General features: G+C 56.1%; 11 protein-coding genes. 2 read left to right on the top strand and 9 right to left on the bottom strand.

Features of this window, described 5'->3' with window-relative positions:
* Positions 1-255 precede the first annotated feature (255 nt).
* The 5 genes from G536_RS32930 to G536_RS29805 form a co-directional block, all read right to left on the bottom strand.
* Complete coding sequence (locus tag G536_RS32930) at positions 256-972, bottom strand: CPBP family intramembrane glutamic endopeptidase (protein WP_281170632.1); 717 nt, start codon at positions 970-972, stop codon at positions 256-258.
* Positions 973-1579: 607 nt separating this feature from the next.
* Entirely contained in the window at positions 1580-2644 is a 1065-nt protein-coding gene (locus G536_RS0124765; RefSeq protein WP_022826304.1) for a chemotaxis protein CheB, read from the bottom strand.
* A gap of 170 nt (positions 2645-2814) precedes the next feature.
* Positions 2815-3225 carry a response regulator gene (locus tag G536_RS0124760; RefSeq protein WP_022826303.1) on the bottom strand — a complete coding sequence of 137 codons (411 nt, stop codon included), beginning with the start codon at positions 3223-3225 and terminating at the stop codon, positions 2815-2817.
* A gap of 15 nt (positions 3226-3240) precedes the next feature.
* Entirely contained in the window at positions 3241-5304 is a 2064-nt protein-coding gene (locus G536_RS31240; protein WP_022826302.1) for a PAS domain-containing sensor histidine kinase, read from the bottom strand.
* A gap of 121 nt (positions 5305-5425) precedes the next feature.
* Positions 5426-6052 carry an RNA polymerase sigma factor gene (locus G536_RS29805; protein ID WP_022826301.1) on the bottom strand — a complete coding sequence of 209 codons (627 nt, stop codon included), beginning with the start codon at positions 6050-6052 and terminating at the stop codon, positions 5426-5428.
* Positions 6053-6615: 563 nt separating this feature from the next.
* Between G536_RS29805 and G536_RS0124745 the strand changes: the two genes are divergently transcribed.
* The gene (locus G536_RS0124745) at positions 6616-6816 is read left to right on the top strand and encodes a hypothetical protein (protein WP_022826300.1); all 201 of its coding nucleotides are present in this window, start codon (positions 6616-6618) and stop codon (positions 6814-6816) included.
* A gap of 85 nt (positions 6817-6901) precedes the next feature.
* Here the strand turns inward: G536_RS0124745 and G536_RS31235 are convergent, their stop codons facing one another.
* The 3 genes from G536_RS31235 to G536_RS31225 all read right to left on the bottom strand — a co-directional run bounded on the left by G536_RS31235 (position 6902) and on the right by G536_RS31225 (position 12520).
* The gene (locus tag G536_RS31235) at positions 6902-8110 is read right to left on the bottom strand and encodes a PAS domain-containing sensor histidine kinase (protein ID WP_022826299.1); all 1209 of its coding nucleotides are present in this window, start codon (positions 8108-8110) and stop codon (positions 6902-6904) included.
* A 110-nt stretch (positions 8111-8220) separates the two neighbouring features.
* Positions 8221-10746: a PAS domain-containing sensor histidine kinase gene (locus tag G536_RS31230; protein WP_022826298.1), complete on the bottom strand. Its 2526-nt coding sequence runs from the start codon at positions 10744-10746 to the stop codon at positions 8221-8223.
* 676 nt (positions 10747-11422) lie between these two features.
* Entirely contained in the window at positions 11423-12520 is a 1098-nt protein-coding gene (locus G536_RS31225) for an SMEK domain-containing protein (protein ID WP_157530938.1), read from the bottom strand.
* Between the two features lie 205 nt (positions 12521-12725).
* On the opposite strand from G536_RS31225, the gene G536_RS31220 reads away from it, so the two are divergent.
* Positions 12726-13868 (top strand): AlbA family DNA-binding domain-containing protein, encoded by a 1143-nt coding sequence (locus G536_RS31220; protein ID WP_022826296.1) that lies wholly within the window; start codon positions 12726-12728, stop codon positions 13866-13868.
* 141 nt (positions 13869-14009) lie between these two features.
* Here G536_RS31220 and G536_RS0124720 read toward each other — a convergent pair whose 3' ends face one another.
* Complete coding sequence (locus G536_RS0124720) at positions 14010-20105, bottom strand: P-loop domain-containing protein (protein ID WP_022826295.1); 6096 nt, start codon at positions 20103-20105, stop codon at positions 14010-14012.
* Positions 20106-21071 lie beyond the last annotated feature (966 nt).

The raw sequence follows: 21071 nt of genomic DNA, 5'->3' as shown, positions 1-21071 counted from the left end.
TTGTGGCTGTTGCAAAAGTCGATGCCCATTCAGGTCGGCCCCAGCGAAAGCTATTAGTTAACTGTTCAGTGGCCAGAAAGGGGCTGCTTACGTAGGGCTTTTTGCTACCTTCCAGACTTTTGCAACAGCCACATTTAGTTATAGGCGCAGCATTGGAATAAGGCAAAATTGCAATAGGATGTGGTACTAATTGGCACTTGTATTTTTTGCTAATCCGAGTGCTCCCTGGTAAGTATCTGTAGACTTGGCTAAAGGTTACCGCAGAACCTGCCCCAGGGCTAACGAGGCATTCAACAAGCAATGAGCGCCGACGGCTGCCCAACAGGAGCCGGTGCGTTCGCGCACCCACAACAAGAGGGTGCCCAAGACCAAGAAATACGCCAGTTCCCGCCCGCCCCCGTGGGTAGGCCAAAAGAGCGTCCGCAGCAGCGTGGCAACGGACTCAGGGGGTAAGGAGGACGGGTGACCCCACGCATAGAAGAACGCAAACACGGGCGGGAACGTAAGCACATGCCCCAGGGTAAAGAGCAGCACCCCGACCACGCCGCCCCAACTCGTCCGCGTACCCAGCAACGGCAGGGTGCGCGGAAATACCCGGCTCATGATGCCCAGCAGCGCCCCGCGGTAGAAGAGTTCTTCCACCAGCCCGGGCAGGGTGGCGACGGCCAGCAGCTGTGGCCACCCCCGCGTGGGCAGGATCGTAGGCGACGCGTAGGCTTGGACGAACAGGCCCCCAGCGACCACGAGAATAACGGGACCGACTACTCGGCTCGCGCCGGCCTGAGGTGCTTGCAGGCCCGCTTGCTGCGGCGTGCTCCAGCCCAGGCCATAGATGAGGAGCAACGACCACAGCAGGCCTGCTACTTTCGCCCCCCAGGCCACGGCAGGTTCCCCTGCGGCCGGACCCGTTGCCGTCAGTGCTGGAAACCAAAAGGCCCAGAGCGGACCATGCAGCAGAATGGGTAGGCTCATGTGGCCTACATACGCCAGCAGGATGGCCATCACGCGTTGGGGCGCTCGGGGCTGGGCCGCGGCGCAGAACAGGTAGCAGAGCAGGCCACACAAGAGGCCCCACCCGAGCAACGCGCTCAGAAAAGAAAGGGTATAATCGAGCACAGGAACCGAGAGATAAGGCACGAGCATAAACGCGGGTAGGCGTGAGAAAAAGCGGATGGCCGGTTATGCTGGTCGTGGGGTCCCGCCAAGGTGGTAACGCCGTACGATCCCTCTCCAACGACGGATCCCGGAATGCGGTATATACTTGCCCCCCTCACAACGCAACGCTCAAAAGAGCCTCTTAGGCTCCGTAACGTTTCTTAAACGGTGAATTACAGCTTGTAAAATAGGTTAGTGCGCGACTTTTGACCAGAGCACTGCCATACATTGCCTACGGGGCATATCCCAGCCCGATTGCCGGTCATGGCCTACCCCCGTCCATTGTAGAAAAGGGAAGCCGCCTGACTAAAGTCCCCTATACCACCTGCCATGTGAGCTTTGGCAACAGGTGCTACAAAAGACAACGCCCGACCACTGGCAAGGCTTTGTCGGACAAAAAGTGCACTTATTGGTTGCATCTGCCCTAGTGGCCTTTCTGCTGAAACTGTAAGTCACCGCTGAGTGAATCATGGGTAAGAATCGCCTCGTGCATCTGGCGCGCCTGGGCACCGGATTCCTCGGCTTTGCGCCGGAACAAGTCCGCGACGGCCGGTTGCTTCGCCTGCACAAAGTGTTTCTCCAGCGTACGGAGCAGCATGTGCGTCTCTTCCATCCCCCGCATGGCCTGGTAGAGAAACCCTTCCACCGACTGCGTGACTTCTCCCAGCAAGGCGCTCACCGTATAGGCATGGCCCGTGTGGCAGCGGTAGCGCAGCAGCTGGCCCTCGATGAGTTGCGTGAGCGCGCCGTGGCACTCCGGACAGGTAAACGAGGTGAGCTGGCCGTGGTCGATGACGCCTAACGAGAAGGCATTGCCCGCCTTGGCAATGGCCAACTCGAGCCCGAGCAGGTCCAGCTCCGCCTTGGTTACGCGAGGCTTCTTGGGGGCGGGCTCGGCTGTGAGCTGCACCAATAGCGAACCAAGTTGAGCCAGCGGCACAATGTGGTCGGCCGTGACAAACTCCAGCGCATTGGCCGGCATGGCGGGGGATTGCGCATCACGCGGGTCCTGCACGACGGCCAGCCCACCCAAGCGCTGCACCGACCAGAGGCCGGAAGTACCGTCGTCGAGGTAGCCGGTGAGCACCACGCCAATCACGCGCGGGCCGTAGCCGTAGCCGGCCGAGCGAAACAGCGCGTCGATGGAGGGCCGGAACCGGTTTTCCTTCGGGCCCCGCTTGACTAAGACCTTCTCATCTTCCAGCAGCATATGGTGGTCGGGTGGGGCCACGTAGATAGTGCCCGCCGCAAAGGCTTCGCCATCGACGGCATGCTTGACCGTGAGCGGGGTTACCCGGCCCAACACCTCCGGCAGGACGCTCTTGGAATCAGCCCCGATGTGCTGCACGATAAAGATAGGTGCCGGAAAGTCTGCCGGCAGGGTCTCGACCAGGGCCAGCAGCGCCGTAACGCCCCCGGCAGAAGCCCCAATTACAATAATATCACGGTGCGGTTTCGCGACCCTGGTTCGGGTGGGATGCGTTGCCATAAGCAAGGAAAAAAAGACGGGAATGAAGACGTTTCAAGGTAAGAGAGTAGGCTGCATTTGCGCAATAGCTCCTATCGCCTCCACGCATCTCCCCTTACGGGCCGCGGAGTAGCACGCAGCTACTGCCTCCAACTCCGCCGCTCGGGTAAACAACGGCCTTGCCCTGCGTGCTACGCTTCTGGCAACTGGCGCTGAAAGTGTAGCTGGAGCAGCGTATTGATCTTCTCGCGCGTGAGGGGCTTGCTGGCCAGCCCGGCGATGGGCAACTCATCGATGCGACTCAGGTCGCGCGAATCCATGGAGGTGGTCAGCACCACGATGACCGTGGCGGCCTGCTGAGCCGGTGGGAGTTTGCAAAAAGCTTCCAGAAAAGCAATGCCGCCCATGCCGGGCATGGCCACATCGAGCAGCAGCAGCGTGGGCACGTAGGGCGGGGGCTGGGTGAGCAAGGCTAATGCTTGCTCGCCGCTGGTGGCGACTTGAATCTGGGTGCTCACCTTGAGCTTGGTGAGTAAGTCCTCGTTAATAAAGTTGGTGGTCGCATCGTCATCGACGAGCAGAATGTGGGGCAGTGGATCCATAAGGGAAGGCAGGCGCTACGCGCGGGGCAAGGTAACAGTAAAGGTAGAGCCGGCGCCCAGCTGGCTTTCGACCGTAAGGGTACCGCCCGCGTTGTCCACGGCGCGCTTGATCAGGTACAGGCCCACACCCGAGCCTTCCACATGGGTGTGCAGGCGGCGGAACATGGTAAAGAGCTGGCTTTGCTGGTATTCGCTCAGCCCTAGGCCGTTGTCCTGCACGGCTAGGCGAAATTCCGTCGGGGTGCATTCGGTCCGGATCTGCACCACCGGCTGCCGATCAGGGGCGCGGTACTTGACAGCGTTGCTGAGCAGGTTGAAAAGCACGCTGCGCAGGTGCTTGGCCGAGAAGCGCACGTTCGCGCACGTCGCCACGTCAACGACCAGCTCGGCGCAACTGCTTTCCAGCAGCGGCAGCAGGTCCAACCGGACGTCTTCCAGGGCCTGGGGCACGTCCAGGTGCTCGATGGGTTGGCTGTACTGTCCCTGTTGCAAGTGCGACACGTCGGTGAGGTGGCCCACTGTCTGTTGAAAACGGGCGATGGCACCCTCCATCATGCCCACCAGACGCGGCACCATGGGCTCCTGGTCTACGGTAGGCAGATACTCGTGCAAGGCGTTGAGCAGCCCTTCAATGTTGGCAATGGGCGCTTTCAAATCGTGGGAAGCCGCGTACACAAACGAGTCCAAGTCGGCATTGGCACGCAACAATCGGGTGTTGGCATCCAGCAGTTCCTCGTTGGTGGCGAGCATCTCCTCGTTGGTAGCCGCTAGTTCCTCGTTCAAATTTTGCACTTGCTCGCGGGCCCGCACCTTCTCCGTCACATCCAGGATGAAAGCCAGGATGCCCTGTACTCGGTGGGCGTCATCGAAGAGGGGCTGGTAGATGAAATCGAGGTAGCTCGCCTCGGGCTGGCCCTGATCGGCATTGTCAAGTAAAATGGGGATGTCGCGGCCAACATACGGTTGGCCCGTGACATACACCTGGTCCAGCAGCCCGATGAACCCTTGCTCGATGACTTCGGGCAGCGCCTCCGCTACGGTGCGGTCCAGCTCAGCGCGCCCCGCCGTGAGTTGCTGGTAGGGCTCGTTGAAGAAGCTGAAGCGGTGCTCGGGCCCAGTGAGCGTGGCAATAGAGGCCGGCACCTGGGCCAGGATGCGGCGCAGCAGCTGCCGCTGCTCGCTCAGCTCGCGGGTGCGCTGCTGCACACGGGTTTCCAGCTCCGCATTCAGCTGCTCGACTTGCTGGCGACTGCGTACCTGCTCACTCACATCGTAGGTAAAGTCCATCACGCCATCGATGCGCCCCTGCACGTCGCGCAACGGGTGCAAGGAGATGTTGAGAAACACCTGCACCGGCTGCCCGTTGCCATGAAAGTCGAACCAGCCTTCCATTTCGCGCAGGTAGACCGGCTCCCCGGTCTGGTAGACCTGATCAAATAAGGCCACGACGCCCAGTTCGACGGACTCCGGGGTGCCTTCGCGAAACGGCTTGCCCAGAAACGAGCGGTGCGGGAACAAACTCTGGTAGGCGGGGTTGACGAACTGGTAGATATGGTCCGGCCCCTGGTAAACGGCAATGTAGGCGGGCATCTGCGTGAGCACCTCGCGGAAACGCTGGCGCTGCTGCTCGGCCACGGCGTGGGCCGCTTGCTCGGCGGCTTGACTCGCGCGCAAGCTTTCTTCCACGGGACTGCGGTCCTGGTCGGCCGTATCGGTGAAGCTCGCAATTAGTAGCTCCCCACTTCGGCGGGCGGCCACGTGGAAGTAGTTGTCGAAGCCATCGGCCTGGTAGTTGAAGCTGTAGCGGTCGGCCGCGCCGGTCTGGAACACCCGCCGGTAGAAGGCAAATACGCCGTTGGAGAAGGTATCGGGAAAGAGGGTGCGCATCGTGCTACCGGGCTCTTCCGCCAGGCCCGTCATGCGCTGGGCCGCCGGGTTGAGGTACGCCATGGCGAAATCATCTAGCTCACCCGCCGGACTGTAGAGAGGATGCAAGACATTGATGCCCGTCAGCGAGACGGCCAGCACATCATGCAGCAGCGTATCGGCGGCAACGGAAGAGGGGAGCGAATAGGACACAGCAGAACAGGTGCAGAAGGAGAACAGATCAAGCAGAACAGGCCGCGAAAATACGGGTAGGTTCTGAGCTCAGGTTTGATTCCTAGTAAGATACCCCATTCTACCGCAACGGCCACTGAACTCAAACGCAGTGGGGAGCCAGGGAATAATAGGGCAGCCGTTTTTTCCGGCTTGGTTCCACTACTTCCGGGGCTACCTGATACAACAACGCAAGCTGGCGTACGGCCTGCCGGCAGCGGGTCTTGACCGTGCCCAGCGGCAGGTCCAGATGCGCGGCAATTTCGGCCTGGGTGTAGCCTTGAAAGTAGTAGAGGTCGAGCACCACCCGTTGATCGGGCAAGAGCCAGCGTAAGTTGGCGCGCACGTCCAGATGCTCGGGCACGTAGGCCGGCGCCGGCCGCTGCGCTGCCACTGGGGCCTCTTCTAGTGGAGTGGTCCGGCCAGCGCCCCGCGTGCGAGCCGACCGTAGGTGATCCACGGCCTGATGGCGGCAAATGTTGACGGCCCAGGTGTAAAGCCGCCCGCGTCCGGCATCATACCTAGTAAAACTGGACCAGATCTTAAGTAGGCTTTCCTGCAGCACGTCCTGCGCTTCCTCATCCGTGGGAACCAGCAACCGGATGACCCGGTAGAGGATCCGGCCGTAGCGCTTATCAAATACACGCAGGGCTGCTTCTTCGCGGCGGTACAGGCGCTGCACTAACTCCGCCTCAAAATCAGAAACCAGCGTAACAGGAATAGAAGACATACAGGAAAGAATAGTCGGGTCGCTCATTTTTACCAGGGTCGGTTGAGCGATGGCAAACGACAAACGATAGGTAGCAAGGTATTGGCTCCCATACTGAGATTCGACAAGTCGATCCTTGATTTAGCTCAACAGTCTATAAGCCCCGGTCAACGTCCTTTTCACCCTGCCTAATCAGTCATTTCAGACGTTGAGCTAACGCGCTTTTATGCTATTCCTTCTTTATATAATTAGCGTGAAAACACACCCGATGTTCCTAAGTAAACTATTATCAATCACTGCATTAACATAACGCTTCAACCAGTTCCTGATTCTCATTCTATGCTTGTCACAATCGTAATGTCACAAAACTGCAGTGCTTGAGCAGCTACTATATGCTACCACAACTAGTGTTAAGCTCACAAAAGCAGGTTTACAACTAAATCCACACTCATATAATTATAGTATATTAATATAGTACCAGTCTCAGTTAGCCCGTGAGTGGCCTGGTGCTCGAATAGCGGGCGAGCGAGCTTTGCAGCACTACAAAGCTTCTCGGTTCTACCATCTGCCTTACCACACCTGTTATGTTAGCCTGCCTCCCTACCCCATCCACTCCCCTGCCCATCGTCTCGCACCTGTTCACACTCAGCACGCAGGATGTGGTGCCGGGCTACGCTACGATCGACGGCGACTACATTTCGCAGGAAGAAGGCGAAGAGGCCTTGCGCACCGGTATGGCCGTGCTGGTCGGTGGTCTATTTGTCGGGCTGGGCAGCTTCGCCTAAGTGCTAGTTGCGTTGCCCTGCCATACATAGCCCTTGAGAGCAGTCAGACAGAGTAAATGGTCCTGCCTGCCACTACTGACCGCTGTTACGGCAACTCAATAAAGAAACAAGTACCTTCTTGCTCCCGACTCTCCAGCCAGATGTGGCCCCCATGTAATTCCACGATTTGTTTGGCGATGAACAGCCCAAGGCCAGTCGTGGTCTCCCCCTGCAGACCTGCGCGCCGTGTCGGGTTGAACTTGTCGAATAAATGCGCGTGTAGTCTGCTGGGAATCCCGATGCCCGTGTCCTGCACCGCGAAACGGATCTTGCCCTTCTCCTGGGTAAGGCGCAGGGTGATGGTACCACCTGCGGGAGTAAATTTGAGGGCGTTACTGAGTAAGTTGTCGAGCACCCGGCCAAACTTCTCCGCATGCAGGCGGCCATACACCTGAGCTGGTGGTAAGTCCAGGTTCAACCGAACTCCTTGCCCTTCACCCGTCAGGTGGTGCTTCGCCAGTCGAGCCGTCAAGTATGTGCTTAAATCCGTGGGCTGCTTATCTAAGCCGTGTTCGTCCAGATCCCCCACATACAGCACGTCCTGCAGCAGGCTGGTGGCGTGGGCGCAAGCAGACTGGATCAATCCCAGGTAATGCACCATTTCGGGCGCCGGCGGCCCTGCCCCGCTGCGACTGGCCACCTCACGCTGCAGCAGGTCCACGAGCAATTCGATCTGGGCGATGGGCGCCTTGATGTCGTGGGTCGCCAGTTGTAGAATGGTTTCCTGAGCATCATAGACCCGCTGGAGGTTATCCTCCAGCTTCTTGCGGGCGGAAATATCTTCCAGGATGGTGTAGCCGAGTTCCGCTCCCTCATCGGGAAAAAGCACCGACGTGACTTGGCACCAGAACGAAGAACCATCTGCCCGAACCAAGCACGTTTCTAAAGCGAAATTGGGCAGCTTGTGCGTCCACAGACGTTGCTGGAGTTCCTGCCAGTCGGCCCGGTGATTAGGGTGGCTAAACTCCAGGATTGTGCGCCCCACCAGCTGCTCGGGGCGAGAGTAGCCGAGCATATTCACGACGGCCTGATTTACCTGCCGGATTGTGAGGTCGGGGTCGATGATTTTCTGACCCAGCGGCGAGTTTTCAAACACCGTGCGGAAGCGAACCTGGCTTTGCGCATAGGTGTCTTGTTGCGGGTCGGTCGTTGTAGTGCTTTGCCCTTGCCGGAGCAACTCATTCTCTTCCCGCAAGGCGGCATTTTCCGCGGCGAACGGATTGGTTTGGGCGGCCGAGTTGGGGGCTGGAAGCATGCGCGCAAACTTAAATATACCACCCTAGTCAAGAAAGCACTGAGGATGCCTGCTTAACTCCGCTCCAATAAGCGACGCTCACGAAAGATTCATTTAATCAAGCTTGTTCCTTACTCCTTGGCCAGCGTACTCGTAGCGTGCGGTAAGTGCACGAAAAAAGTGGTTCCAGCACCTAACTGGCTGTGCACTTCCAAACGCCCCCCAGCATTATCAACCATGCGCTTGACCATGAACAGACCAATACCTGTCCCCTCAACATGCGTGTGAAAGCGCTGAAACATGGTGAAGAGCTGGGGCAAGTGCCGCGACTCAATTCCTAACCCATTATCGTGCACCTCTAACACCGTGTAGCCCGTTCGCACGTGGGCCCGCACATCCACATGCAGCGAACGGTCGGGGGAGCGGTACTTGAGGGCGTTACTGAGCAGATTATACACCACACTGCGCAGATTTTTTTCCGAGAAACGCACGGGCGGTAAGTCACTCACGTCCACGAGCAGTCGCACGTCCGTTTCTTGGATAAGTGGGGCCAAATCCTGTCGCACGTCCTCCACCACCGTAGCTAACGACACCGCCTGGGTAGCCGGAGCGTATTCCTTTTGCAGTTTGGATACTTCCGTCAGGTGCTCGATCGTGCGCTTGAAGCGCTCTATGGCCTCTTGCATAAGATGTAAGGCCGGGCCCACATTGCCTTGCTCGACCACCTCAGTTGGCAATTCATCGCGGAGCAAGTAAAGCAAGCCTTCGATGTTGGAGATGGGGGCTTTTAAGTCATGCGAGGCTGTGTAGATGAAGTTATCCAAGTCTGCATTGGTGCGCAGGAGTTGCTCATTACGAGTCTGCAATTCCTGCTCAGCGAGTTGCTGTTCATGCACATCGATGACAGTGCCGACGATGCCAGCGTATTCGCCGGCTTCAGTGAAATGAGGTAAGCCCGTATCAATAGCCCACCGATACTCCCCATCGCGGCGGCGCAATCGGTAGAGGTAATGAAATGGTACGCGCCGGGTGTTGGCATCGAGAAAGGTTTGCCCCGCTTCCTGAGCATCATCAGGGTGCACGGCAGTGGTCCAGCCCACGCCGAGCGCTTCGGCTTCCGTTTGGCCCGTGAACTGGTACCACTGTGCATTTAGGTAGGTGCATTGCCCGTTCGGGTCCGTTACCCAGAGCATGGCCGGCGCGGCGTTGGCCATCAGGCGAAAGCTCTCCTCGCGTTGCTGGCGGACTCGCACTCGGTCGGCTACGTCGTAGGCAAAAGTGGAGATACCCACAATCTCACCGTTCTCGCGGTAGGCTTGGTAAGTGAAGGTGAAGTACATCTGCTTCGGCGGGCCTGCCGGCTGAGCAATGAGCAAGGGAAGTTCGTAGCCGTAGTACGTTTCGCCGGTTTGGTACACCCGGTCCAGCAGGGCCACTACGCCACTGTCAACCGTCTCCGGCAGCACCTCCGCTACCGGGCGACCCAAGAATTCGCGGCCAGGGAAGAAAGAAAGGTAGGCGGCGTTAGCGTACTCGTAGCGGTGCTCGGGCCCCCGTTGAATGCAGATAGCGGCGGGGGTCTCTTCGAAAATCTGGTAGAGTTGGGCACGCTGCTCTGCTTGGCGCTGCACAGCGGCCAGTGCCTCCTGCGTGCGCTGCTGCACGCGGACTTCCAGTTCCTGGTTGAGTTGCTGCAACTCCTGCTGCGCTACGCTCAACGCGGTGTTGGCCTCTTGGTACTCCTCGTTGCTGGCTCGTAGTTCTTCGTTGAGGGTAGCCAACTCTTCATTGAGGGTTTGTACCTGCTGGCGGGCTAGTACTTGCTCCGTTACTTCGAACGCCGAACACAAAATGCCGGTAATGCGCTCCGACCCTTCATAGATGGGTTGGTAGGTGATGTTGAAATAGCCTTGGTAGGCTTGTTGAGGCTGGTCGATACGCACCAGTATCTCCTGCAGCGAAACAGTTCGGCCAGTCGTCAGCACATCGGTAAAGATCTGCTCGAAGCCCTGGCCGGCTAGGTCTGGTAGGGCCTCAAAATGCGGGCGCCCCACCACTTGGTCCAGAGGCCGACCCCAAATATTGCCCATGCGCGCATTCGCCCATTCCAGTACAAAGGTGGGGCCGCGCAGTAGGCCCATGGCCACCGGCGCTTCTTGATAGACGCGCTGCAACTCGGTGCGCTGTAACTCCGCCACGGCGCGGGCCGCCTGTTCACTAACCTGACTCTCGTATAGTTGCCTCTCCGCTAAGCGGCGGGCGGTAATATCCTGCACGGATTGGAGAATGAACTGTACCTGCCCCTGCGCATCAAGCACCGGTGTGTGGCGCGGCTGCCAATGGCGCTCTACGAACCGGCCGGGCCGGGCCGGGTCGGGCACGTCGTAATGCTGCGGGGCCATCTCGTGCGGCTGTTTGGTGGCCAGCACCTGCTCGAGCGAGGCGCGCACATTGGCCACGGCATTGGCCTCCGGCGTCTCGGGGTTGTCCGGGAAGGCGTCAAAGATGTGCTGTCCCACCAGGACGTCCCGCTCGGTGAGGGTCGCGGCTAGGTAGTCATCGCTGGCACCTACAATCACCCAATCCGGGGAGAGCAACAAAGTGGCACCGGGCTGGGCGTTGAACACCGGCAGCAAGTCGAGCGAGGAAACAGGCATCGATACAGCGATAAGTATAGAACAGGAGCGTCCCGAAGTAGCAAGTACGTTACTCTCGTCTTGCAAAATGGGTTATAGGAATCTAACTCAAACTCACAGGTTGAGGAATTAGGCACCGCCCATTTAGTCATAAGTTTCAGGTCCTATGCCCTCTCCTGCCAACTCCTTAACAAAGCGGCTTAAAAACTGGGTCAAGAAGTAGGGCCAGAAAAAAAGCGAGATTTATCTTTCTGGCCCTAGCTTTATGGACTAGCAATAACTATTTCTTTCCTGATCAAACCATCGGCTATCAGATTAAGCAGTTATTCCATTTTACAACCGAAGTAGAACCTCTTTTGCCTAGGTTGCGGAGTGAATTGGTGAGTCGGCAATTATACTCTGGGTAATAGATACGCCTGTTCTATGGAAATTGTGCGTGGTTCTCCCAACAGGTGATTTACCCAAGCTAAAGCAATGGTAACCTCCGCAATTAGCACGTCATTGGTGCGCCGGATTTTGGAATTAGCTTGCCCTTCTTGAGCGGATTGATGAATGGCAAGATCGGTCTCTAAGCTCGCCTTAATGCGCCGTAATTCAGATTCAGATGGCATGTTAGTAGGCATACAACAAAAGAAAATAAGTGTAAACGAATTTTAGGTTGGTCAAATGGGACTTTGCTTCCGAATGAAAATAATAGCTACTTAAGCTTCTCCCTCATGTTGTTGTCGAAATAACGAGTACGCTGTTTAAGCTTATACACTCCGGCTTGACCATAGACAATTTCTTCATAGGGCATACCATCTTTCAGATATTCCACATACAAGGAAGGATACCCATGGTACTGGTCAACTTCCATGTCTAGGCTAACGATGTAGTCGTAAGGGATTCTGAGGAACTGATTGCAGTGCACGACGGTGTAATCTGGATTATCGCGGCGAGTGTCGTTATTCCAATGCAGAATGTCCCAGTTGCCATGCTTGTCAAAAATGGCTTCACCGCTGCCACCCTGTGAGATGAGTTCAAGGCCGTTTTCGTAAAAATCCCAGAATTCGCCCTTAAACCAAGAGCTCATCTGTCCAGCGGGAGTATCACGCACCTCAGGAAAAGACCTGTCTTCGACGTTGCGCACAATGATATTATGGTACTTGAATCGTATCCACGGCTCATAAGCGGCATGCTCCCACTCGCTTTGATGCACTGTGCGCTGTAGCTTCTTCTTCATTTTACTGCGAAGGGCTAGGTTTCTTTTGAGCTTCGCAGCACTGCTCTGCTTCCGAACTGCCTTGGCTCCTACAGACGGATGCTCGTAAGTGAGAATCTTCCCTATCTCTTCAATCTTAGGTGTAGGTAACGAGCTAATATGATTCAGTAGGTCGTGAAAGTCAATGATATGCCGACTATTGTTGAATTCAAGTAGCTGCTTAGTATCAAAAACAGGATAGCTTTTCTGCTTCCTTCCCAGAATTAAGACGAAAAGTTGGTCATAGTCTTTGGCAAGGCCTTTGGCGATAAAGCTTTCAACCGTGTTCTGAATCTTTTTAGTGGCTTTTGTGGAAGTAACTTGAAAAGCAACTCGGTTAAACTGGTCACCAAGGTCAATGGCAGGAAAGTTCTTTTGTACAATGTTGACATTGTGCAGTTTGTAATTGTATATAGTGTTCAATAGCACACATATTGTGTGTTCGGAAAATATATTCGCATCATATAAATTGAGCGAGTTTAGATTGGAAATTTGGGCCTCCCAGCGTGCCAGTTCGTTTACAATCTTCTTAATTTCAATCTCTCGTTTGTTCATCTGAAATAGCCGTTGTATTACTATGAAGTCGTGTAAAACGAAGCTGTTATTAGCACTTTGTCCTGCAAACAGCAAGTTATCTAACCGTTAAAAAGCGTCTGGTAATCATCCGCAGTTGAGCGAGATGTGATGATGCACAGCCGAGCATGTCTGAAAAGAATGCTTTGTAACCTTATAACTTCTGTACAAATTACGTTTTCTGTTTATGAGCCCATTTGCACTTGAATCCATTATTAGAAGACTCATCGATTCTAAGCGTGAAGGCGAGTACTGGGATTTTAAGGTTAAACACCACGAGAACAAGGCCGACTTCCTGCACGATTTAATCTGCCTAGCGAACTCACTATATCAGGGCAACCGGTATTTGATTTTTGGGGTCGACGACCCCGCTAAGGGAGCTAATATCATAGGCCTACAGCCAGGGGAATCTGGGCGGAAAAGCCAAGCTAATTACATCGATTTCATTAGGAATCAGACTTTTGCTGGTGGGTATCGACCTGAGATCGAATTAATAAACCTGGTGTTAGATGGAAAGGATATTGACGTGCTAGTCATTTTTGACAATCCATTCAAGCCTTATCTGCTGACAGAAGACTATCTGGATAAGGGCCGGAAGATAAAGGCTCAATATGTGTATACCCGTGTAGGGGACAGCAACACGCCTCAGAATCAGTCAGCCGAATTATTCCAAGTCGAAAAGATGTGGCGTCAGCGATTGGGACTTGATATGCTACCCGTTGAGCGCATGAAGCATTTGCTAGGTAAGCCTGAAGAATGGTTCAAAGACTTAGGCAATAAGCATTATGCCTATCACGAGAACTTCCCTGATTATCGAATCAAGTTTTCAGAACCAAAGCCCTTTTGGGAGCCATACAGTTACTTTTTCACCAATAAGAAGTCTTTTCTCGGCACGGCTACCTTCAAGTTGAACTCGACAACATTGTTTGAGCTAGAGTATATATACTTGGATGAAATGAGGCTCATGGTGCCAGGCCCTAATGTCGATTACGTCGAATTGCCGAGCCGAGAACTACGTTACTATTTCTATGATGCAAGCTCAGCCGAGGGACGTTTTCTATTGTTTTTGGCTGATGGGCGCCCTGTACTGGAATCTAGGGGAACGACTTCTCCCTTCTTGGTTTTCAAAAACGGATCAGACCAGCAGGAATTCAATGAATTCTTAATTGCCAACGCGACATTATTTGAGCAGGCGCAACCCGGATGGGCAGCCCAACATGCAGTGCAGGCTATGCAGAAAGAAGCAAAAAATACCGTTATCAACCCCCTTGATATTGGCAAAATAGCCGTGGTATATAAAGCATGGCGACAGCAGGCGTCACAAGGTTAGTGAGTAAGTTCTACTGTGGGCTACAACAGTAACCTTGGTTGAAAGTATGGTTTAAAAATTTTGTTGCTAATTGATTGATGATGTCGGAAACGTCACGTTGCTAGCGCCTTGCCGCACCGTACGAAGGGCTGAAAAGTGTCTCTATCTTATGGGTACTTCGTCCGCCGGATACATGTACCGCTCGGTAGTTGTACCTTCCTCTATATCCTGGTCATAGCTCCGGGAACGCGTCAATCTTTTCTCCACATGCAACACCGGTTCGAAACGACGTAACTGGGACAGCGCCTTAGCGGATGCTACGACCAGCCAGCCCTCCCCTGCTTCGCTCTTGGTATGCGGAGGGGGCATGGCCACGTTACCGCTTATCCAGTAGACGGACTCCACTAATAGTTCGCCATCTTGGTTTTGCCACCCAAACAGCTTGTCAGGCGAGGGCTGCCAGCCTAACGCTTTTGCCAGCGCCGGATTAAAAGCAAGCCAAGCTGATTGCCGGGTAAAAATGTTAACCTGCGCCCGACCAATAATGAGGGCGCCAGTGCGGGGCTGCAGGTCATGATAGACATCGGTAGGGCAATTGAAGACTAGGTTAAGGCTTATCAGTTCCTCATCAGATTCTTTTTCCGCCGTCAGTTGACACTGATACTCCTCAGTAGCGGCATTCCAGTCCAAACTATGCAGGTACGTAGCCTCTCCGATGACCAGCCAGCTTGGTCGATACACTGGCAGGGATGTGACGCGAAGCTGCTCGGCATCCGCTACCTGACTGACCCATTCCTTAGCTAAGTGCCCATAATACTCACGTTGCAGCGACTGAACGCAAGCCGGCTTGGGCACCTGGGAGAAGGCATAAGCCTGATAGTCGGGCAGAAGCAACTCAGGGACAGTTTCGGCGGCGAGCGGCACAACCCCTGCATCCAGCAACTCCGTTACCACGTGTAGCAGAGCTCGCCGCGCGGTCGCCACCCGGGGCCAAGTCAGTTTGTATTTCAGCCTAGTGGACCGCAATTGGATGCCCAATGTTTGCTGATACTCGTCGGTCCAGCGGGCTGGGTCATCAAGTTCGGCCATGATGATGCTTGCCCGATGGTACAGGGCAGCGGGCCTTAAGCTGGCCTGGTTCGCCAGCTGAGCAAGAGCATCTTCGTATGGTCTCACCAAATGGGAGACATCTTTCCCCTTTAGCGTGCTTGGTCCTGGTTCGGCAAATTGCAAACGATACGTGGCTGGTAAGGGCTTTGCCGCAATAGCAGGCAAGGGCGCGCCCATGGCCTTTAGCAGCTGCCGGGCAGCTTGTCGCAACTGATAATTACGGGCGACCGCAAGCGTCGTAAGGACCGGTGTAAACTCCGCATAGGTCGCAGCTACCCGCGTAGGCACCCGCAGCAGCACCTCCAAAAAGAGCTCGGCTTTTGGTTCCGAGCCCGTGCTCAGGCTGTGCAAGTGCTGCACTGCCTCTACATGGCCCTGCTCGACCAGTTCTGCGAGTTGCTGGCGTGCGGGCTGGCTAACGGCGGCCATGGGTGAATCGGCCATATACGTCAGCAGTTCCACCAGCGCCTGACCAAGGGTCGCGGGGCTGGCTTGCAGGTCAGGTAGATTAGGAGCGGGCGCACTGTTGCCTAAGAGACGCTGCACGTAGCTGAATACCTCATCCCAGATTACTTCCAAACTAAAGTCGGCCCTTAATACCGGCAGAATTTCGTCTAGGCTTTCAATGTAGAGATTGGGATAGCCGCTCTCAATTAAATCCTGCGTAAAAGTAGCAAACGCCCGCTCCCGGCCCTGCACTGGCTCAAATTGCTGCATAATCTGGAACGCATGTAGGCGGCTACCTTTGCCATGTCCTTTCATCCAGCTGGTCGGACTGGAAGCCGCTACGGCCCGCTCGGCGAGCTGCAGGCCTAACGCGTGGTTTCCAAGCTGCTTGGCCAGCTTACTAAGCGTGCTGTAACCAAGGCCCCGGTAATGGTCGTTTTGTAGGCGGTCGGCTATTGTGCTCAGTTGCTCGGCCGTCAACGCAGGTGCTAGTTGGTGCAGTACCGGGCTCCAATCGAACCAGGAATTAGCGCGGTCTTCCTGCGCCAGCAGGTCCAGCAGGTCGTCGTAGCTGCTCACGCGAGCGAGCACCTCAACCTCGTTTATCTTTTGGTACTCTGGCTGCACGGTGAGCACGTTGGAAGGCGACGCGTTGTCATCCTGGCTGGTGGCAGCAGGCAGCGCAAATGCCGGGTAGTAATCGGTTATTTCGTGACCCTTTGTAGTTACGAAATCCTCTGCCTCCTTGAGCAGCCCGCGGCGCGTTTCCGATAAGGCGCGGCACATGATGCTATCCAGCAGAAATGGTAAGTGCGTATCGAACAGACTAGCGCCCAGCAGTGTGTAGCCTTTTTCCAGCAGCCTGCGCAACAGCCGATAGCGCTCCTCTTGGTCATGCCACAGCACAATCGTGCTGTAGAAGTGTACCCCGTCTGCGTATTCCTGCGCCGTCGCTGCTTGGTCGAGGTAGGCTAGCAGGAACATGACGAGCCCATCCTTAAAGTCCAGCAGGCCATGCTGCAGCTGCCACTTGAGTTGCCGGAGGCCACTGGCCAAATTCCAGGCAAAGGTGGCCTCTAGCACGCTGGCGGCCGCTTCCCAAAGCGTGCCGCCTTCGGTCGTATCGCGCACGAAGGGTAGTTGCCCCAGAAACCAGCTCAGTCGTTCAGGAGCCTGCGCAGGCTGCTGCTGATTTACCTGTCGCAGCCAGCTCAGCCAGGTATTGAGTTGGAAGTCCTTGCGGTAGCCGACGCCAATGGACTGCTGCAGAGCCTGCCGCAGCCAGTGCTCGGCGCGGGCCGGATTGCCGGCTGCCGCCCAAGATTGAGCCTGCGCCTGGCATTCTCTAACTCGGGCATCCACATCCTGCCCGTCGAGCATCGTCTTTTCCAGCCCTTCTAGGCGCTGACTGACCACAACCGGGTCGTAGCTGTGCTCCAGCAGCGCCATCAGTAGGCTGCGCTGTACGGTTGCAGGCCACCACTGGGGGCAGTCAGCAACCTCTTGGTCTACTAGCTTCTGCAATTCGACCAGCGCGTGCGAGCCGTGAACGGCTACGATCTGCACCAGAAAATCGAAGTAAGCTCCGCGCAGAATCAGGAGGCGGTAAGCGTAGCGCTGCCGGTGGTGCACCAGCCCGTAAAAGGCTTGTACCAGCGGCCGCAGGCGCTGGTACAAGCCTTTTGTCGCTATCCGTTGGCCAGCGAGCCCTTCAGCCCATAGCTCTGCCAGTAGCGCTAGTCGCCGCTGAAAATTCACTACGGGTTCCTCATCTGACCCAGAAGGAGCAGCCGGTACTGCCACCAGCGTAGATACCCCCTGCCCACTGAGCCAGCGCAGTTTCTGCAGTAGAATAAACGGCCAGAATTCTGCTAGCGTCTTATCCCAAGCATCCAAGTCCCGGCCAGTTAGGAGGAACGAAGGAACACCTGTCAGCCACTGGCTGAACGAGGCAGGGTCTTCATTTACCTGATAAAGCAAGTCGGCTACATATATCCGAGACGCTCCTCGCAGCCGGTCAATCGAAAACTCCGCCAGCAGCATCGCTAGGTAGTGAGCGGCCCGGGGCTGGTCGCCGTCAGCCAAGCACTGTGTAATGGCGGCTTGTAGCACCTCGAAAAAGTACTGCATCTGCCGCTCGTGAGGTGGGCGGAACTCAGCCAGCACCACTTCTAACTGCTCCCAGTACCGCACGTTGACCAGCCGGGTGGCCAATTCCTGTAGCAGGGAAAGCCGCAGGTTAACGGTCCACTCGGCGGCTGAGCGACGCAGACCGGTTTCATCGAGCACCTTGATATTGTTCAGCCGGGTTAGCAGCCGGGGTAATTCTTGGAAGTGCACTGCCACTTCCACCCACCGTGCCAGCGTTCGTTCAGTAACGTCCTCATCGTGGCCATTTTCGATGATGATAGCTTTCTCCTGTACCATCGCTGGCTCGGCTAGGCTCAGCAGCATGGCGGCTTCTGGGTGGTCACCGGTATCGTAGAATACCCGGGCTGCGTAGAGGCTGAAGGCGTCACTTTCCCGCAGGGTACGGCCCTCTCGTAGGTACTGTCGGGCACGGGCCGGCTGCCCCAACTGTATCAGGTCGTCAACAAAATTGGATGGGTCTACCATCCGCAGGCGGCTCTCCAGCTCGGCATATATCAAGACGTAGCGCGTCAGGGCTACGACGTCCTGAGTTTGCCCGGCAACCTCCAAGCCCAGCCGGATATCGCGCCGGATGTCGGCCACCGGCCGGAAGCGCAGTAGTTGGTTCCCAAAGTGGGCGGGAGTAGCTAAGCGCTGAAACTGTGCGAAGTCCCCAGCCCGAAACCAGTGCCCTAGGGCCAACCAGTCTGGCTCGGCCTTCGAGACTTCGTAGTACGTGGCCAGCTGCCGATGGAAAGCAGCTTCCACGGTGGTGTCGGGCCGGCCAGTCAGTGGATCCAGCGTGGTCTGCTGGATTAGAAACTGCCGGAAAGAGTTGTGGAAAAAGGTCCAGCCGTCGCCTACGATGTAGAAGAGCACCTTGGTTTTATCGACCAGCGTTTGGAGTAGCGCCTTCTTAACCGGCCATTCCCGCACAAAATCCAAGTTGATAGAACCTGTGATGTGCGCCAGCAGGCCTAGCAGGTACACAAGTTTCGGCTTCGGCTTAATAGCCTTCCATATTTTTCGGTAGTAGACCTCGATGTTGCCGTCGATACGCCCGAAGCCAACTAAGGCCTTATCCCGGTCCGCCGCCTTCCGGATTCTCTCCAGCAGGTAAGCCAAATACAGCGGGTGGCCCTGCGACTTATGGAGGATAAGTCGCTGCTGCTCAGAAGTTAGTGCAGGGTGCAGGTCTGCAGCTTCAATGAAGCTCAGTACCTCCCGGCGGTTCAGCGGTTCGATGGTTACAGCACGTTCCTCGTCCCGCCAACTTGCCTGAATTTCCTCACTAATGTCCGTTAGCTCAAACGACTGGCTACCTAGGACTATATATACTCCGTCAGGCAATGTCGCTGGCAGGGGCAATTCGTCCAACAGGCTATGCGCCGCTTTGGTATACTCCCGGGGCACATGGTCGAGCCCGTCGATAAGCAGGATGGTGCGCCGTCCATCCCGTGCAAAGTCTTCGCCCAACAGCCGCAGCTGCTCGTAGAATACCCCCCGTAGGAAAGCCAAATTCGGGTATGGCAGCACATCACGAGGGTAGATACCCTCGGTTTTAATCTGAAAGACCAAATCGAAGAAGAAAGCTGTAGAATCGCCCCGAGCGTGGTAATTCTTCTCCGGATTGTTGAAATCAAAAGCGAAGTAGCGAATGATTCGCTCCAAAAGGAAGCGCGTCCGTCGTTCATCTGCCCACTGCGTGAGTAGCGTTGACTTGCCTGCTCCCGGCGTACCGGTCAAAAATAGATAACCACCCGAGTGGGCAGCTAGCTTTGCTTCCAGTTGCGCGATGGTGCCACGAATAGGCTGATATCTGGCTTTATCGACAAACAACTCGTGAGTGAATGTTGTCTCGAAGCGCGCTTGCCAGCCTAGTGCCGAAATAAGATGGCTTCGGGTTAGCTGCACCAGCCGGTCGGGGTGGCCTACACTTTCCAGCAGGTAGGAGCGAAAATCGTCCAGGTCGCCGTCCAGCTGATTGTACCCGGCCCGGACGACGCTGAAATCCTTGGGTTGATAGGCTGGCACAAACATAAAGTGCGCCGCAAACTCTTCGAACTCTGCCCAACTGACCTTGCTGGCCTGGGCCAGCCGGGTCAGTATGGGTTGCCATTTGGCCGGCACGAGCTGCCGGTTTTGCAGGGGTTGCCAAGCTTCGACAAAGAATGCCGCGGTAGAACCGATAACGGCTTTTTGGTGCGTAATCCTATCGTTGCTGGTCAGGCGCTTATTCGTGAGCAGGTGTGCGAGTACCTGCTTATGTTCCGGCTGATATTTGGTGCGCAATCCCTGCCAGCTGCGCACCAGCAAAGGTAGCAGTTGACTGAAGGCACTCAGCGAGATGGCGGCTCCGGCAATAGTCCATTTGACCTGATAGGCAAAAACTGTCGTCTTAGTGGCGTAGAGAATGTCATCTAACTGCTGGGCCTCTGGGTCGGCCACTCGGACCCACTCTAGGGAGTTGTGCAGCAACTGCCGGTAAGCCAGCCAGGCAAACTCGCCAAATTGCGGTAGAAAGCCCCCGATAGCTTGCCGTTCGCCTTTCGCTGATACTGATTTGTGCATACGGCAGTCTTTAACGCACTACTACTCACGTTGCAATTATAGCAGTTTCAAGACCAGTGTACACTTTTCAGGGCGAGTGCGTAGAGGCCAAGATGCCCCTTTATTCCCTTGATTTACGCGAGAAAATCGCCGCCGCGTGCCAGCAGCCGGAATGACCGTAGCACGAGGTGGCGGCACAATTCGGTGTGAGTCTCTCGTTTGTGGCTAAGCTCTCGCGCTGCCCGAATGCGGACCGGCAGGACTGGTTCCTCACGCAGGTGTAGTGGCAACCAGACGCGACGCTTGCCGAGCTACGAGAGGCGCTAACGGCCCATACTGGGCGGCCCGTTTTCCAAGGCGTGGTGTGGCGAGTGCTAAACGAGCAGGGCTGGCGGCGCAAAAAAGCGTGCACGCGGCGGAGCGCGACACGGAGTGGGGGCGCCTACTCCGGCATCAGCACTTAAAATAGGTGGCCGTGTGCCAGGGTGTGCACCGGTTTTACTTCCTTAACAAGACGGGTCTGCAGCTGGATTATACGCGGCGCTTCTCCCGCGCCCGCGGCAGCCAGCGTGTACGCCAAGGTGTATCACTGCGGCGCGGCCGGGCACTGACGCTGATCAGAGCGTTGGGCGTGGGCGGACTGCGCGGCATGCAGGTGCTGGAAGGGGCGCTGACCAAGCGTAGTTTTGCCTTCTATCTAGCTCGCGTGCTGGCGCCAGAGTTGTGTCGTGGCGGCTCCTACTCGACAACCTGTAGGTGCATCACTTGGCCGGCGTGGAGCAGGAACTTGCCCAGCGCGGCGTCGAGCTGTGGTTTCTGCCGCTCTACTCTCCCAACTTCTCCCCCGTCGAGCAAGCTCAAAATCAAGTTACGCGAGGCTCAGGTCCGCACCCAAGAAGCATTGGAACTGGCTCTGCGTATATCGCGATCGACTGGATACCAGCGACGATGCTAAAGCTTGGTTTCGCTACTGCCGATACCATGTAC

This window comes from Hymenobacter norwichensis DSM 15439 (genome assembly GCF_000420705.1).
GTDB classification, from domain to species: domain Bacteria; phylum Bacteroidota; class Bacteroidia; order Cytophagales; family Hymenobacteraceae; genus Hymenobacter; species Hymenobacter norwichensis.
This window is presented reverse-complemented; position numbering and strand designations above follow the sequence as displayed.

Coding starts and splice junctions, on each gene's coding strand:
- G536_RS32930 (WP_281170632.1), bottom strand. CDS start 972: ATGAGCCTACCCATTCTGCTGCATGGTCCGCTCTGGGCCTTTTGGTTT.
- G536_RS0124765 (WP_022826304.1), bottom strand. CDS start 2,644: ATGGCAACGCATCCCACCCGAACCAGGGTCGCGAAACCGCACCGTGAT.
- G536_RS0124760 (WP_022826303.1), bottom strand. CDS start 3,225: ATGGATCCACTGCCCCACATTCTGCTCGTCGATGACGATGCGACCACC.
- G536_RS29805 (WP_022826301.1), bottom strand. CDS start 6,052: ATGTCTTCTATTCCTGTTACGCTGGTTTCTGATTTTGAGGCGGAGTTA.
- G536_RS0124745 (WP_022826300.1), top strand. CDS start 6,616: ATGTTAGCCTGCCTCCCTACCCCATCCACTCCCCTGCCCATCGTCTCG.
- G536_RS31235 (WP_022826299.1), bottom strand. CDS start 8,110: ATGCTTCCAGCCCCCAACTCGGCCGCCCAAACCAATCCGTTCGCCGCG.
- G536_RS31230 (WP_022826298.1), bottom strand. CDS start 10,746: ATGCCTGTTTCCTCGCTCGACTTGCTGCCGGTGTTCAACGCCCAGCCC.
- G536_RS31225 (WP_157530938.1), bottom strand. CDS start 12,520: ATGAACAAACGAGAGATTGAAATTAAGAAGATTGTAAACGAACTGGCA.
- G536_RS31220 (WP_022826296.1), top strand. CDS start 12,726: ATGAGCCCATTTGCACTTGAATCCATTATTAGAAGACTCATCGATTCT.
- G536_RS0124720 (WP_022826295.1), bottom strand. CDS start 20,105: ATGCACAAATCAGTATCAGCGAAAGGCGAACGGCAAGCTATCGGGGGC.